Raw genomic sequence first — 15856 nt, 5'->3', positions numbered from 1 at the left:
AGAGGAGGAAACACCGTGTCGACGTATACATACTCTGCGGGTCCTGGCATGCTACCGACAGAAGTGATGCAAGAGATTCAACAACATCTTTTGACGTTTGAGTATGAAGGCGTTTCGATTATCGAAACGAGTCATCGCTCAGCGTCTTTCGAACGTGTGGTCGACTCTCTTGAATTGAGATTGAGAAGACTCATGCATATCCCTGAGAATTACGCTGTGCTTTGGCTACAAGGCGGTGCGACGTTACAATTTTCAATGATTCCGATGAATTTACGGAAGCGGAATCGATTCGCTTATGTGGATACGGGCATCTGGTCTAAAAAAGCGATGGAAGATGCGAAACACTTTGGAGAGGTCGATGTCATTCACCCATTGGTAGATGCGACGGGAAAGATGTCGTTTGAATCGAGCCTTGTCCAAGAGGTGGACTATCTCCATGTGACACTGAACAACACGATTGAAGGGACTCGATTTACACATCTCCCTGAAATCGATGTCCCGCTGATTGCAGATGCTTCCTCGAACATTCTAGCCGAGCAAATCGATGTGGAGCGCTTCGGGGTGATTTATGCCGGAGCCCAAAAGAATATCGGACCTGCAGGACTGACGGTCGTCATCATCCGTCGGGATTTGATTCAGTCGCTTGAGTTGCCGAGTTATCTTCAGTATGGGTCACATGTCGATACGTTATTCAATACACCATCGACCTTCAGCATGTATGTAGCAGAGCGTGTATTGAAGTGGGTGGAAGACCGCGGAGGCGTCGAAGCGATGGAACGATTGAATCATCAGAAAAGTGACAGGGTCTATTCCTATCTTGAAGAGTCGACCTGCTTTTCTCCAATTGTTTCGGGGGAATGTCGTTCATTGACGAACATCCCATTTACAACGGGAGATCAAGAGATGGATCGGCGATTTGAACGATACGCTTTAGAACGTGGATTGCTCGAACTCGGTGGTCATCGTTCGGTAGGGGGCTTACGTGCAAGTCTGTATAACGCGATGCCGCTAGAAGGGGCAGAACGCCTCGTCGACGTCATGAGAGCATTCGAGGAGGAAACCCATGTATCACATCAAAACATTTAATCAAATCGCTGCCGCTGGTCTGAAACGATTTGAGCCAAGCGAGTACGTCATCAATGCATCGGATCAAGCCGATGCTTGGGTACTGAGAAGTCATCAAGTCCACGAAGAGGATATCCCTCCCTATCTTCTCGCCATCGCTAGAGCAGGGGCCGGTGTCAACAACCTTCCGCTCGATAAACTTGCGAAGCGAGGAATCGTCGCGTTTCATACACCTGGTGCGAATGCGAATGCGGTGAAAGAACTCGTCCTTGCGAGCATGATCCTCTCGGTACGACCCATTGTGAAAGGACTCAATTGGGTGAATGAACAGACTATCGCATCGCAATCGCAATTAGAAGAAGCGATGGAAGTGCAAAAACGAAAATTCCTCGGAGCGGAGTTGCGAGGCAAAAAAGTAGGGATTATAGGTCTAGGAGCCATCGGTGCGTCGCTAGCCAACGATCTTCTCCAGCTTGGGGTCGATGTTATCGGATACGATCCCCATCTCTCGGTTGATGCCGCCTGGAATATTTCGAAACACGTCACGCGTGCCAAACATTTAAGTGAGGTACTGGGAAATGTTGACTTATTGTCGATTCATATGCCTTTGACTGAGGAGACTCGATTCAGCATTGACCAGAGTTGGTTCGAACGGATGAAACCGGGGATGACTGTTTTGAACTTTGCGCGAGGAGAGCTCGTGAAAGATGATGACTTATTGAAGGCGTTGCATCATCATGTGGGACTGTATGTGACCGACTTCCCCCGTCACACGTTGATTGGTCATCCGCAAGTCATGGCACTGCCTCACCTCGGTGCATCGACTAAAGAATCGGAAGTTAATTGTGCCATTCAAGCAGTGGAGACGCTGAAGTTGTATCTCGAGACAGGGAATATTCGTTCGTCTGCTAATTTTCCGAACGTCGAGCTTCCTTACACCGGTAAACGCCGTCTTGGAATCTTGCATCGAAACGTCCCGAACATGGTCGGTCAAATCACGGGAGAACTTGCCTCACATGGATTGAATATCGATAACATGGTCAATCGTAGCCGCGGGGAGATGGCGTATACGTTGATTGATTTAGACAACAGCGAGCATGAACCGTTATCGATTCATGCGCTGTATGAAATACAGGGCGTCATTCGCGTCCGGGAATTTTAAGGAGGATCCTTATGGTCGTATTTAAACCGTTCAGCCCTTATATGCCAACGCATCCGGCACGTGTCGCCGCTGACCCGTATGATGTCGTATCGATTGAAGAAGCGCAAGCCGTCATTTCAGAAAATCCCGATTCCTTTTTAGCAGTGGATAAGCCAGAAGCGCTTCAATCTGACCTTTCCCTTGAGAAGTGGGGGGAGCTGGCGCGTCATGAGCTAGAACGTCTCTATGAAAAGGAATTGACGGAACGTCCGAACGGATTTTATGTCTATCGATTGACATCGGGACAACGTCAGCAAACGGGTCTAGTCGCCACCTTTTCAGTCGCGGATTATGAAGCCGGTCGCATCAAGATTCACGAACATACACGGGAAACGAAGGAGCGGGAACGTGTCGAGCATGTCCGGGCGACGCGAGCGCACACCGGTCCGATTCTACTCAGTCATCCTCCACATGCAAACTTGAAGCAAATCTTACATAAAGCGACTGACGGAGACCCGTTATTCTCGTTCACGGATGAACGAGGCGTCATGCATGAAGGATTCATGATTCCAAACCGTGAACTCGCTCGTGTCATGATGATTGGCGCGACCATCCCGTCGATCTACATTGCAGATGGACATCATCGTGCGAAAGCGGCAGCGGTCGTTTCCGGGATGAGTGGGGATCGTTCTCAAAAGAATGAACGTTCACACTTCTTAGGTGTCCTCTTCCCGAGTGACGAGTTGACAATCTTGCCGTATCATCGCGTGCTGACAGCGATAAGTCCTGAAGAGGTAGAGAATATGTTAGACGGACTCTCGTTTTCATACATAATCAAGGAGGAGGATCGTCTTGTCCTGCCGAATGAACATGGCGTCTTCGGAGTCGCCTATCGAGGGAAGTATTATAAGTTGACGAAACGGCAAGAAGACCCGGCACTCGACGTTGCCATCTTACAACGAGATATACTAACGCCGTACTTCAACGTCGAGGATATTCGTACAGACGCGAGAGTCGATTTTGTCGGTGGGAACAAGACGGCCTCGGAATTAGAGAAGCTGACTAAAGTACCAGATCGATTGCTTTTCACGTGCCATGAGACAACGATGTCACAACTGATGCGCGTGGCGGATGATGGTGGCCAGATGCCTCCAAAATCAACCTGGTTCGAGCCGAAATTGAAGAGTGGTTTATTCATTCATCGATTCGATTGATGGCGCAGGCTGGAAAGAACAGACGAAAAGCGTTATAAATGGAATGAGAAGAAAGGGGTGGCCGAAATTGGCTAAAGCCGTATATCTTCACATTCCATTTTGTGAACATATTTGTTATTACTGTGATTTCAACAAGGTGTTTTTAAAAAATCAGCCTGTTGATGCTTATTTAGATGCATTAGAGCGAGAGATGGTATTGACGCTCGAGTCGTTTCCGACAGAGCGGATTGATACCATCTTTATCGGAGGCGGGACACCGACCGCGCTCAATGAGGAGCAGATGGCGCGCCTGATGGATATGGTCCGCCAACACCTTCTGCCACTCGCGTCAGATGACCTCGAATATTCTGTCGAAGCGAACCCGAACTTTGTGAGTGCGGAAAAGCTTGATACGATGAAAGCAGGTGGCGTCAACCGACTCAGTTTCGGTGTCCAGACGTTTGATGATGGTGGACTGGAGCGCATCGGCCGTACGCATCGTGCGGATGATGTGTTCGAGACGGTAAGTGAAGCGGCAAAACGCTTTGACAATATCTCGATTGACCTGATGTTTGGTCTTCCGGAACAAACACTTGAACAAATTGACCGTGATTTAGAGCTAGCGCTTAAATTACCGATTCAACATGTATCCTCTTATTCGTTGATTCTCGAACCGCATACCGTCTTTGCGATTCAAGATCGAAAAGGGAAACTCCGTTTACCGGGAGAAGATGTCGAAGTCGAAATGTACTTGAAAGTGATGGAGACGCTTGAACGCCATGGTCTCCAACAATATGAGATCTCCAACTATGGCTTGCCTGGTCGGGAGAGCCGTCACAATCAAGTGTACTGGCGCAATGAAGAGTACTATGGATTCGGAGCCGGAGCGCATAGTTATTTGAATGGGACACGTCGCGCCAATATCGCTCCAATTCCTCACTATATTAAAGCAGAAGGCATCCCTGTGAAACGGGTGACCGAACTAGAAGAAGTGGAAAAGATGGAAGAAGAGTTATTCCTTGGCCTGCGTATGCGTTCCGGGGTCTCGCTTCAGATGTTTGAACAAAAGTACGGAGTGTCGCTCGATGATGTGTTCGGTCACGTCATCGAAGAGTTGGTGAAGAAGTCACTGATTGAACGGACGGACACACATATCCGTCTAACGGCATCCGGTTTGCCACTCGCCAATGAAGCCTTTGCAGCCTTTATTGGAGAAGCAAAACTTGAACATGCTGATTCATAAAAAAATGGACAAGTCCCTCGTGAGGATTTGTCCATTTTCTTATATTACAAGACGAGATCACGATAGAGCGGTGTAAGCCGACCGAACGTGTCTTCGACCAACGCGAGAAATGCGTCTTCATTTTGAAGAATCGACGCATCGGCAGGAAGTTGACGGCCGATCAAGAAATCAGCCTTTTTCACAGTGCCGAATCGCTCAAGTAGCGATTGAATGTCTTCAGTTGACGTATCTTCAACAAGTAACGCTTCTTTTTTCATATGGTCGCCCGCGATATGGAAATCAGGGAATGTTGATTTCAAATCGATTTGTTGCAGGTGTTTCGCGATGGCGTCCTTGTTCGGCATCTCATAGATGAACGCTAGCCAGATGAAGACACGATCGTCGAAAAGCCCAACTTGTAAGTGCGGATGTTTTTTGTACCCACGTTTGTCGTGACAAATCGCCATCCACGTATCTTTAGGTGGGTTCACCGTCCGACGAGCGTGCTTCGCCACATGCAAATAAAGAGGAATACCGACATCAGCTTCAAGCTCTGGCCCGACCTCGTCATAAATCCGATGGAAGAGCGGTTGAATATCCGAACGGATGCCAGACATTCGTTCGTCGAGTCCATCCTGTTTAAATACATTAAATTGTTTTGTTGTAAACATTTAATCACCTCATCATCTATTCTACCGAAATGGGCTTTTATTTTCATTTCGTAGGTTTGCTATCGTGAAAAAAGGTGAAAAAATCCGAGTGTATGAATTGACAAATAGTGAGAACATGATAATATTTGAAGTGTGATTAGCACTCGTTAAATATGAGTGCTAATAAAGCGGGGTAACCTTTTCAGAGAGGAGTGATGTTGTGCTGACAGATCGACAATTGCTCATTCTTCGAGCCATCATTGACGATTACATCCAGACGGCTCAGCCGGTCGGTTCTCGGACATTGTCGAAACGAGACGATTTGACGTTTAGTTCAGCAACGATTCGGAATGATATGGCCGATTTGGAAGACATGGGGCTGATTGAAAAACCACATACTTCTGCAGGTCGCATCCCGTCAGAGGTCGGCTATCGATATTACGTGGACCACCTCGTCGAGAAGCAGATCATCGACGAACGGGAGACAGGTCGACTAGAAGAACGTTTGAAACAATCTTCAAAAGAGTCTGAGATCCTGATTCGACAAGCTGCAGATCTCCTTTCTGATTTGACCAATTATACGACGGTCGCCCTCGGTCCAAATAGCCAAATGGAAACGTTGGCCCGTGTGGACTTTATGCCATTAGACGAGCGGCGTGGTGTCGTTCTCATCGTCACGGATCAAGGTCACGTCGAGCATCGTACCGTCATGTTTGAATCGCGTGTCGCTCCTGACGTCATCGAGGAAACGATTCGACTGTTGAACGACCGCCTTGTCGGAACGCCAATCGGACAATTGAAAATCCGGATTGGGGAGGAAGTTGCCAAATTGCAACTCGCTCAGCGACAGCAGTACGAGAACATGATGCAACTGATTCAATCGACGCTCGGAATCCAAACGCCGTCTTCGCTTTATCTCGGGGGCAAGAAGAAAATCTTCAATCAACCCGAGTTTCAGACGCTCGACACGTTACGCCCATTCCTAGAATGGATTGATGAGCAAGAACGATTGACACACTGGCTCGAATCGTTGCCAAATCGCGAGATTTATGTGAGCATTGGGAGCGAGAACGGAATTGTCGCCCTTCAAAATTGTAGTGTCATCACCTCGGATTATACACTAGACGGAAAAACATTCGGTACAATCGCTATGATTGGTCCAACGCGTATGAATTACCGTCATGGTGTCCAAATGATGGGACAAATTATCGAAGCGTTGCGACGAACGAAACTAGATGAGTGACGGAAAGGAGTTTTACTATGACAGCAGATCACCAAAACGGGCATGAACAAGATGACGTGCTTGAAGAAAAATCTGTAGACTCGACACAAACAGAAGAGAATGAGTCGACTGAATCAAATGAAGATGAGGTTTTAAATGCTGAGATTGTGGAAGAAAGTTCTGAGGGGACGGACTTACAAAAAGAAATCGAAGCATTGAAAGCGAGCGAGCTTCGGATTCGTGCCGACTTTGACAACTTCCGTCGTCGGACGAACGAAGAGAACACCAAACGCGTCAAGTTTGCTTCACAGTCTGTCATTGAAAAATTGATTCCGCTTATTGACAACTTTGAGCGTGCACTTCAAGTAAACGCAACTTCGGAGGATGCGAAGCAGATTCAATCAGGAGTCGATATGATTCATCGTCAACTGCTTGACGTATTAAATGCTGAGCAAGTCGAAGTGATTGAAGCAGTCGGACAGCCGTTCGACCCGAATTTCCATCAAGCAGTCATGCAAGAACCGAGCGATGAGTTCGAGTCAGGTATCGTGACGATGGAGCTTCAAAAAGGATATACGATGCACGGTCGAGTCATTCGCCCGAGCATGGTAAAAGTTGCAGAATAATACTACTTAACGAGACGGAGGAATAAACGATGGGTAAAATTATCGGTATTGACTTAGGGACAACAAACTCATGTGTGGCAGTAATGGAAGGTGGCGAAGCAGTCGTCATCTCGAACGCAGAAGGTAACCGTACGACTCCTTCGGTTGTTGCATTCAAAGGAGAAGAGCGTCAAGTAGGTGAGGTCGCGAAACGTCAGGCCATCACGAACCCGAATACGATCCAATCAATTAAACGTCACATGGGAACGTCACATACAGTCGACGTAGACGGCAAGAAATTCACACCACAAGAAATCTCGGCAATCATTTTGCAAAAGTTGAAAAAAGATGCTGAAGACTACCTCGGTGAAACAGTCACGGAAGCCGTCATCACAGTTCCTGCATACTTCAACGACGCGGAGCGTCAAGCGACAAAAGATGCTGGTAAGATTGCTGGTCTTGATGTCAAGCGAATCATCAACGAGCCAACAGCTGCGGCACTCGCTTACGGTCTTGATAAAGGCGAAGACCACACGATTTTGATCTATGACCTCGGTGGTGGTACGTTTGACGTTTCCATCCTTGAGCTTGGTGACGGTGTATTCGAAGTTGTCGCTACAGCTGGTGACAACCGTCTCGGTGGAGATGACTTCGACCAAAAAGTCATCGACTACCTCGTTGCAGAGTTCAAAAAAGAGAACGGCATCGACCTCGGCAAAGACAAGATGGCACTTCAACGTTTGAAAGATGCTGCTGAAAAAGCGAAGAAAGACCTTTCAGGTGTGACAAGTGCACATATCAGCCTTCCGTTCATCACAGCAGGTGAAGCAGGTCCGCTCCACTTGGAGATGACACTCACACGTGCGAAATTCGAAGAATTGACGGCTGACCTTGTCGAACGCACAATGGAACCGACGCGTCGTGCTTTAAAAGATGCAGGACTTACACCATCTGACCTCGACAAAATCATTCTCGTCGGTGGTTCGACACGTATCCCTGCTGTTCAAAAAGCAATCCACGACTTCACGAAGAAAGAGCCGTTCAAAGGGGTTAACCCGGATGAAGTTGTTGCACTTGGTGCAGCAATTCAAGGTGGAGTTCTTGCCGGAGACGTGAAAGACGTCGTTCTTCTCGACGTGACTCCACTCTCACTCGGTATCGAGACAATGGGTGGCGTGATGACGAAACTCATCGATCGTAACACGACAATCCCAACATCGAAATCACAAGTGTTCTCGACTGCAGCCGATAACCAGCCTGCTGTTGACATCCACGTCCTTCAAGGGGAACGTCCGATGGCACCAGACAACAAGACACTTGGTCGCTTCCAATTGACGGACATCCCACCAGCACCACGTGGTGTGCCGCAAATCGAAGTAAAATTCGATATCGATGCAAACGGAATCGTTCACGTATCGGCGAAAGACCTCGGTACGAACAAAGAACAATCGATCACAATCCAATCTTCTTCAGGTATCGATGAAGCGGAAATCGAGCGTATGGTGAAAGAAGCAGAAGCGAACGCAGAAGCAGATAACAAACGTAAAGAAGAAGCAGAACTTCGCAACGAAACAGACCAACTCGTCTTCGCGACAGACAAGGCAATCAAAGATCTTGGTGAGCAAGTAGAAGAGGCGGACAAAGAAAAAGCAGAAGCTGCGAAAGAAAAAGCGAAAACTGCTCTCGAAGGTTCAGACCTTGAGGCGATCCGTACAGCCAAAGACGAATTGTCAGCTGTCGTTCAAGAGTTGACGCAAAAAGTATATGCTAAAATGGCTGAACAGCAAGGTGCTGAAGGCGCAGAACCACAGGCGGAAGCGAAACAGGACGATAATGTCGTGGACGCAGAGTTTGAGGATCTCGACGACCGTAAATAAACAGCCGTTGTAAAGGAGAGCGCCAAAGCAGGTTTCTGCTTTGGCTCTTTCCATGTTAAGGTAGAATCGGTAAAATCGATACGTAGTTAGTGAGGATAGGAGCGAGAATAGTGGCGAAACGAGATTATTATGAAGTGCTCGGGCTCGACAAGTCGGCCTCAGCACAAGACATCAAGCGGGCATATCGAAAATTAGCCCGTCAATATCACCCGGACATCAACCAAGAAGCAGATGCTGCCGACAAGTTCAAAGAGATTGGTGAAGCGTATGAAGTACTCTCAGACGAACAGAAACGGGCCCAGTATGACCGATTCGGTTTCGAAGGGGCCAATCAGTTCGGCGGTGGAGGTGACTTCCAAGGCGGCTTCGGAGATATCTTTGACATGTTTTTTGGAGGCGGTGGGCGCCGTCAAGATCCGAATGCACCACGTCGCGGTGAAGACTACCAGTACGTCGTCGATCTCGACTTCATGGAAAGTGTCACAGGTAAAACAGAGACGATTGAACTCGAAATCGAAGTAGAATGTGACACGTGTATGGGAAGCGGAGCAAAACCGGGCACGAAACCGGAAACGTGTAACCGATGTGGCGGTAGCGGCGTCGAAACGGTCGAACAGAACACGATTCTCGGTCGTATGGTCAATCAGCGTCCATGTAGCCAGTGTCACGGAAGTGGTAAGACGATTAAAGAAAAATGTCCGACTTGCCATGGTTCAGGTCATGTGAAGAAGAAACAAACCGTCGAGGTCAAAATCCCAGCCGGTATCGATAACGGTCAACAGATTCGTCTCTCTGGTAAAGGTGGTCCAGGCGTGAACGGTGGTCCAGCAGGAGACTTATACGTCGTCGTTCGTGTCAGAGCACATGAGATCTTTGAACGTGTCGACCAACACATCGCAATGGATATGCCAATTACATTCGCCCAGGCTGCTCTCGGTGCGGAAATCGAAGTACCAACAGTTCACGGGAATGTGAGCTTGAAAGTACCTGCAGGGACACAAACCGGTTCGAAATTCCGTTTACGCGGTAAAGGAATGCCGAGTGTTCGTGGTGGTGCAAATGGTGACCAGTATGTCAGTGTCATCGTGATGACGCCGAAAAACATGACAGACCGTCAAAAAGAGTTACTGCGTGAATTTGAAGAAATTAGCGGAGAGTCCGGTGTCGAAGAGGAACATGGCATGTTCCAAAAAATGAAAAAGTTCTTTAGTCACTAAAAGGAGTGTGTACGAACGATGAAATGGTCTGAAATTTGTGTCCACACGACACAACTTGCGGTAGAAGCAGTATCCAATTTACTACACGAAGTGGGGGCACAAGGTGTCGTCATCGAGGACGTGGAAGATTTCGACAGAATGATGGCGGAGGACCATTTCGGAGAAATTTGGGACGTTTCGGATCGTGAAACGTATCCAACTTCTGGCGTACACGTCAAAGCGTATGTCCCGGCCTCAGGTGATTTTCAAGATTTACTTTCGAATCTTAAAAAAGAAATCGAACGACTTCGCACGATGCTCGACATCGGATCTGGAGACGTCACGGTCGCTGAAATCGATGAAGAGGACTGGGCACACTCTTGGAAGCAGTATTATAAGCCGGTAAAGATTTCGCAACAACTAACCATCGTTCCTTTATGGGAAGAGTACACCCCGCAACCGGAAGAGAATGTGATTTTGCTTGACCCGGGTATGGCGTTTGGCACAGGAACGCATCCGACGACAATGCTCTGCATTCAAGCGATTGAGAACTACATCCAGGAAGGTGACCGTGTCATTGATGTCGGTACAGGATCGGGTGTATTGTCGATTGCAGCAGCAAAACTTGGTGCAACGAAGGTAAAGGCACTAGACTTAGACTCGGTCGCAGTCGAAGCTGCTCGTCAAAACGTTGAGACGAACGGAGTGGGCGAACTCGTTCAAGTGGACACAGGTGATCTTCTGAAAGGTGTGGAAGGCGAGTACGATTTAGTCGTAGCGAACATTCTTGCTGACGTCATTCTCCTTTTCATCGAAGACGCCTATGCACGTACGAAGTCAGGTGGGCGCTTCATCACCTCTGGAATTATCGGAGAGAAGCGGGCTGAAGTGACGAATGCTTTGGTCGCTGCTGGATTTGAGATTGAAGAGACGCGCGTGATGGAAGACTGGGTCGCGATTATCGCCAAGAAGGGGTAAGTTATGCAACGTTATTTTTTGACAAAAGAAGCCTTTAAAGGCGAAACGGTGATCCTTCCTTCAGACGTGGTCCACCACATCGGTACAGTCTTACGACAAGGTCCTGGATATGAGATGGTCCTGTTGGATGGTACAGGTGTTGAGTATGCCTGTGTCGTGACATCGCTTGAGAAGAAGAGCGGGGAAGCGAAAGTCACGTCATCGCGACAGGCAACGACTGAGTTGCCAATCGAGGTGACTTTGGCGTATGCACTCCCGAAAGGGGACAAAGTCGAGCTCGTCGCCCAAAAAGCGACGGAGCTTGGCGTTCACCATCTGTTGCTGTTCGAATCAGCGCGCTCTGTCGCCAAATGGGATGGAAAAAAAGCTCCGAAAAAAGTGGAGCGGATTCAAAAGATTATGCAAGAAGCGGCTGAACAATCCTATCGTGCCGTTGTACCGACGTGTTCCTACATCTCTCCGAAAGAGCTTCATCAGAAAATGGAGGGCTATGATGCCGTCATCATCGCGTATGAAGAGTCGGCAAAAGAAGGGGAACAGTCTGCTTTCGCACAACTGTTGACTCAACTGAAACCGAAACAACGCGTTCTCGTCATCACGGGACCTGAAGGTGGATTCGATGTGAATGAAATCAATCAATGGACTCAGGCTGGAGCGACTGCATGTGCATTTGGACCACGCATTCTTCGGTCTGAAACGGCGCCGCTTTATGCATTATCTGCGATTTCTTTCGCGCTTGAACTCAACAAATGACATGAAAAACGGATGACCTGATTGAGGTCATCCGTTTTTTGTATCGCTTATTTTTTGTTAATTGTAATTACTTTTTTCGTGACGTTCCCGGCAAGGTCGGTCACTTCGAACGTGAAGGTATTCTTTCCTTTCGCTGTCACTGGAAGTGTGATTGTTCCCGTGCGTGAGAATGCACGCATCGCGTATGGTTCTTTCAACGTATAGTTCCATTTCAAGTCCCCGTTGACCCGAAGCTTGATTTCGTCGAAGTTATCCTTTACTTGAACTTTCACGTTTACAGACTTCTGTTTAGCCGATACGTTCTTCGGTACGTTTGTCACCGACAATGTTGCTTTCGTAGAGTCGACAAAGATTGGACGGACGAAGTTCGTCACGTTCCCAGCAGTGTCTTCTGCGACAAAGCGGACTTTGTGGAAACCATCCTTATATGTGCGTGTCGTATTGAACGTATATTGTTTCGCTGACGCGTCATATTTGAGTGGTACGTCGACCCCGTCTACCGTGAACGATGCGATTTCAGAGGCATCCTTGATTTGACCGATCAATGGAACGATGGATGTACCGTAAGGAGACAAGGCGAGTGGTGCATCGACAAAGATACCAGGTTTGGCCGCATCATTTTCTGTTGAAACATTTCGAGTGATCACGTTCCCGGCATTGTCTGACACACGAACTGAAAGCTGATCTGTAGTCTCGAGCGGCTGTTCAAGTGTGAAGTTCGCTGAAGCTTTCGCTTCTTTTGCCACGACTTTCCCGTTGATGAGGAATTCGATACCGTTGATTCCAGCAAAGTCATCCGACGCTTTGACGCTTGCTACGTTGTCGTCCCAACGAAGCGTGAAGCGTGGGTCTGTGTAATCTACTTTGACAGGAATGCGCATCGTTTGAGCTTGTTTCTTCATGTAATCGATGCTTGCTTCGATTTCATAGTAATATGTGCCTTTTGGCGCCATCTTCCCATTCAATTTTCCGTCCCAAGCGTTATCCGCTGCGTAATAGTAATAATCACCACTTCCGCCATCGAAGTAGTTCTTTCTCAATTCGTCTTCCATCTTGAGGGTGCGAAGGACGTTCCCTTTCTCATCTACGACGCGATATTTGATGTCTTTCGCATTGCGTAATAGCGAGAAGACTGGAGTAGCCGTATCTTTCGACCCGTCTCCGTCCGGTGAAATGGCAACCGCTTCGCTAGCCACAGATTCATCTAGTTTTTCACCTAAGTAGTTTCCTTCTGCATCCACCAATCCAGAGACGCCATAGAATGCGCCTTCTCCATAGATTGTCTCGTCAAAGATCGGCGCTTTGCCCCAATCCCCTTCAAATCCGACGATTGGAACGACGAGAGATGGATGACCGTCTGTACCGCGCGGATCAGTCAAACGAAGGAATCCGTCGACGAAATAGCCGTTCTCAAAGACAGATTTAGCGGATACAGTGCCTTCCAATGTTTCAGGATTCAACACTTTTGCTTTCGAGACATCGATTGAAACGTTAATTTCCTTCTTCTGTTTTGCTTTCAACGTGACTTTACTTGTGTTTGATCCGTTAATTTTAATGATCGCTTGTTGAAGTGCTTGCGCTTCCATCGCATTTTGAACGATTCCGTCTTTGTTTTTGACAGCGAGATCCGTTTGCAACGATGCGGCTACATCATAAGTTAACGATTCAGTCGACGTGTTCTCGACGACGATCGTGAACGATGCTTTGCTCTTCGACAACTCTTTTAAAGCGACTTTTGCTTCTTTTGTCGACTTCTCATATGCGACAGCAGGAGAGGTGACGGCTGCATGCAATTGCATGAGACCTGCTCCGGCCCGACGTGGTGAGTATGGGAGTGATTGTTTCAATTCTTGGTTATACGGTCCGATATCTGTGACAGGCTTCGACGTGTTGAGTAACAAGTTTTTCGCCATCGTGACACGTGCTTTTCCACTCAATTTGAAGTCACGGTCCACACGCTCAAGGACGAGGGCCGCCCCTCCGGCAACGTGTGGTGCTGCCATCGATGTTCCGCTCATCAACCCATATTGGTTATCGTTGAGCGTAGAGAAAATTTGGCCACCTGGAGCAGAAAGCTCTGGCTTGAAGTCAAGGTTCGGTGTGACGCCCCACGATGTGAAATCAGACATCGCACCTGCTGAACGGTTATTGACACTGATGCGGTCACCGGCAAACGTCACTTGAAGCGGACCGTCTGCTAACTTGTCTTTCAGTTCATTCCCGTCCTGGATGCTGAGTGAAGCCATCGGAATTTGAGGTTGATCGAGAGCCATCGAGACATAATCGCCGTGCCCGACCGCACCACGTACGATGACACCTGCTGCGCCTTGCGCTTCAGCTGTTTTTTGGATCTGCGAGTAGAAGTAACCGCCGTCGCGAACAGCAAGGACGAGTTTTCCTTTTACGTCTTTTCCTTCATAATTCTCCGGTTGTCCGTCTCCGACATATACGATGTCGTATGTTCCTTCTTTGAAGGCAGGACCGTCTTGTTTCTTCCATCCAATCTTCTCATCACCGACTCTGAAAGCATCCAATTGAATTTGATCGTTCTCAAGAGAGGCGACCGATGTAGATGCTTGACTGACACTCGGCGCCCCAACGACGCCCGTATCTGGGTTTGAAGCAGTTGGCAAGTCAAATCCGTGACCGAAGTATGCGGAGTTCCCAGCAGAAATCGACATAAAGATGCCGTTGTCGACAGCACGTTGAACGGCTTGTTGCTCTGGAGAATCGGCATCGACGAAACCGGCTGTTGATCCGAGGCTCATGTTGATGACGTCAGCACCGAGTTTAATGGCATCATCAATTGCTTTGATGTAGATATCTCCATATGTAGACGCATAGTTCGGGTCGTTACTGAATACTTTCAATCCCAAAATTTGTGCTTCCGGTGCGACACCTTTGATCCCACCGTTTTCTAGGTCACCGTTTGCGGCAACTGTACCGGAAACGTGCTGTCCGTGCATTGAAGCGCCAGGTGAATCATCTTTGATGTCATCGTTCTCATCGTAGTAGTTATATGCGTATGGAACTTTCTCGTTGACGTATTCGCCTGGGAGACCGAACGATGTGATGGCTTGATTGACTTCTGATTGAGTCAACTCTGCCGTTTTAGCGTCGGTGATCTTATAATCCCGGTGCTCAGGGTCGATTCCAGAATCGATGACAGCGACGACAGTACCTTCTCCGGCAAATCCGTAATCTCCCCACGTTTGTTCGGCTTGAACCATGCCGTTACTCGTGATCATATCCGGTTTGACTTCAGGGCGCTCGTACTCGTTGACAATGTGAACGGTCGCCACTTCAGGTAATGCTTCGACTTTGGCGATTTCACTTGTAGATAAGAATGTAGAGAAGCCATTAAAGACGGTCGTGAACTCTTCAATCGGTGTAGCGGTTACGCCTTGTTTCTTCAAGGCAGATTTGGCACGTTTTTGCTCCGATTGAACAGATTGTTGTGCCTTATTTTGCTCTGATTTCGACAATTCATTAAATTTCTTCCCTTTTTGAGCGGCTTCGGCAATGGCAGGATCCCCGACGAGCTCTACAACGACCCGAACTTTTTTCTGTTTTTTCTCAAGAACCAATTTCGGTTTAACGGAAGCTTCTGCTGAAACAGAAGTTGTTCCAGCTTGAATCAGTGCAGGTGACAAGGCGATACATGTGGCGAGTGAAGCGTTTAAATAGATTTTTTTTCGTGACAACGTATGGACCCCCTAAAATTTGTTATTACCTGTAAAAAATAAAGCATAGACTTACATTGAGAATTATCATATCGCTATTCAGATAAAAAAGAGTGGATTTATTTGTAAAATAGGTAAGTGTTTTTGCACAAATTTTAATGTTCTGACAATTACTAAAGACCTAACACATAAGACCTATATCCAATTGCATATGATGCGAGAATCTAGCGAATGACTTGAAATGAATAAAAAAACCTGTTAATGTAACGTT

12 protein-coding genes are annotated in these 15856 nt (G+C 47.7%); 10 read left to right on the top strand and 2 right to left on the bottom strand.

What is annotated here, in order from left to right:
- Positions 1 to 15 precede the first annotated feature (15 nt).
- From serC to hemW, 4 genes are all read left to right on the top strand, one after another.
- Complete coding sequence (serC, locus tag F3H97_RS06610) at positions 16 to 1086, top strand: 3-phosphoserine/phosphohydroxythreonine transaminase (RefSeq protein ID WP_196430886.1); 1071 nt, start codon at positions 16 to 18, stop codon at positions 1084 to 1086.
- Complete coding sequence (locus tag F3H97_RS06605; protein WP_196430885.1) at positions 1064 to 2227, top strand: phosphoglycerate dehydrogenase; 1164 nt, start codon at positions 1064 to 1066, stop codon at positions 2225 to 2227. Before serC ends, F3H97_RS06605 begins: the two co-directional genes overlap by 23 nt.
- Before the next feature lie 11 nt (positions 2228 to 2238).
- Entirely contained in the window at positions 2239 to 3420 is a 1182-nt protein-coding gene (locus F3H97_RS06600; RefSeq protein WP_196430884.1) for a DUF1015 domain-containing protein, read from the top strand.
- Positions 3421 to 3487: 67 nt separating this feature from the next.
- Complete coding sequence (gene hemW, locus F3H97_RS06595; RefSeq protein WP_196430883.1) at positions 3488 to 4642, top strand: radical SAM family heme chaperone HemW; 1155 nt, start codon at positions 3488 to 3490, stop codon at positions 4640 to 4642.
- A gap of 44 nt (positions 4643 to 4686) precedes the next feature.
- Here the strand turns inward: hemW and F3H97_RS06590 are convergent, their stop codons facing one another.
- Complete coding sequence (locus tag F3H97_RS06590; protein WP_012726669.1) at positions 4687 to 5292, bottom strand: DUF1054 domain-containing protein; 606 nt, start codon at positions 5290 to 5292, stop codon at positions 4687 to 4689.
- A gap of 199 nt (positions 5293 to 5491) precedes the next feature.
- Here F3H97_RS06590 and hrcA point away from each other — a divergent pair, with 199 nt between their 5' ends.
- From hrcA to F3H97_RS06560, 6 genes are all read left to right on the top strand, one after another.
- A complete protein-coding gene (hrcA, locus tag F3H97_RS06585) occupies positions 5492 to 6514 on the top strand; it encodes a heat-inducible transcriptional repressor HrcA (RefSeq protein ID WP_074036577.1) in 1023 nt (340 codons plus the stop codon).
- Positions 6515 to 6531: 17 nt separating this feature from the next.
- The gene (gene grpE / locus F3H97_RS06580) at positions 6532 to 7119 is read left to right on the top strand and encodes a nucleotide exchange factor GrpE (RefSeq protein WP_196430882.1); all 588 of its coding nucleotides are present in this window, start codon (positions 6532 to 6534) and stop codon (positions 7117 to 7119) included.
- A gap of 29 nt (positions 7120 to 7148) precedes the next feature.
- Complete coding sequence (gene dnaK / locus F3H97_RS06575; RefSeq protein WP_159562505.1) at positions 7149 to 8975, top strand: molecular chaperone DnaK; 1827 nt, start codon at positions 7149 to 7151, stop codon at positions 8973 to 8975.
- A 110-nt stretch (positions 8976 to 9085) separates the two neighbouring features.
- The gene (dnaJ, locus tag F3H97_RS06570; RefSeq protein ID WP_012726665.1) at positions 9086 to 10192 is read left to right on the top strand and encodes a molecular chaperone DnaJ; all 1107 of its coding nucleotides are present in this window, start codon (positions 9086 to 9088) and stop codon (positions 10190 to 10192) included.
- 18 nt (positions 10193 to 10210) lie between these two features.
- Positions 10211 to 11149 (top strand): 50S ribosomal protein L11 methyltransferase, encoded by a 939-nt coding sequence (prmA, locus tag F3H97_RS06565; protein WP_078147163.1) that lies wholly within the window; start codon positions 10211 to 10213, stop codon positions 11147 to 11149.
- A 3-nt stretch (positions 11150 to 11152) separates the two neighbouring features.
- Complete coding sequence (locus tag F3H97_RS06560) at positions 11153 to 11902, top strand: 16S rRNA (uracil(1498)-N(3))-methyltransferase (RefSeq protein ID WP_196430881.1); 750 nt, start codon at positions 11153 to 11155, stop codon at positions 11900 to 11902.
- A gap of 47 nt (positions 11903 to 11949) precedes the next feature.
- On the opposite strand, the gene F3H97_RS06555 is transcribed toward F3H97_RS06560, so the two are convergent.
- The gene (locus F3H97_RS06555; RefSeq protein ID WP_196430880.1) at positions 11950 to 15606 is read right to left on the bottom strand and encodes a S8 family serine peptidase; all 3657 of its coding nucleotides are present in this window, start codon (positions 15604 to 15606) and stop codon (positions 11950 to 11952) included.
- Between the last annotated feature and the right edge of the window lie 250 nt (positions 15607 to 15856).

Source organism: Exiguobacterium sp. SRB7LM (assembly GCF_015712685.1).
Taxonomy (GTDB): Bacteria; Bacillota; Bacilli; order Exiguobacteriales; family Exiguobacteriaceae; genus Exiguobacterium; species Exiguobacterium profundum.
The sequence above is the reverse complement of the archived record's forward strand: the minus strand, read 5'-3'. Positions and strand labels throughout refer to the sequence as shown.

What these genes read in the sequence shown, in the direction of transcription:
- F3H97_RS06605 (WP_196430885.1), top strand. Translation starts at nt 1,064, where the DNA reads ATGTATCACATCAAAACATTTAATCAAATCGCTGCCGCTGGTCTGAAA.
- F3H97_RS06600 (WP_196430884.1), top strand. Translation starts at nt 2,239, where the DNA reads ATGGTCGTATTTAAACCGTTCAGCCCTTATATGCCAACGCATCCGGCA.
- F3H97_RS06590 (WP_012726669.1), bottom strand. Translation starts at nt 5,292, where the DNA reads ATGTTTACAACAAAACAATTTAATGTATTTAAACAGGATGGACTCGAC.
- grpE (WP_196430882.1), top strand. Translation starts at nt 6,532, where the DNA reads ATGACAGCAGATCACCAAAACGGGCATGAACAAGATGACGTGCTTGAA.
- dnaK (WP_159562505.1), top strand. Translation starts at nt 7,149, where the DNA reads ATGGGTAAAATTATCGGTATTGACTTAGGGACAACAAACTCATGTGTG.
- prmA (WP_078147163.1), top strand. Translation starts at nt 10,211, where the DNA reads ATGAAATGGTCTGAAATTTGTGTCCACACGACACAACTTGCGGTAGAA.
- F3H97_RS06560 (WP_196430881.1), top strand. Translation starts at nt 11,153, where the DNA reads ATGCAACGTTATTTTTTGACAAAAGAAGCCTTTAAAGGCGAAACGGTG.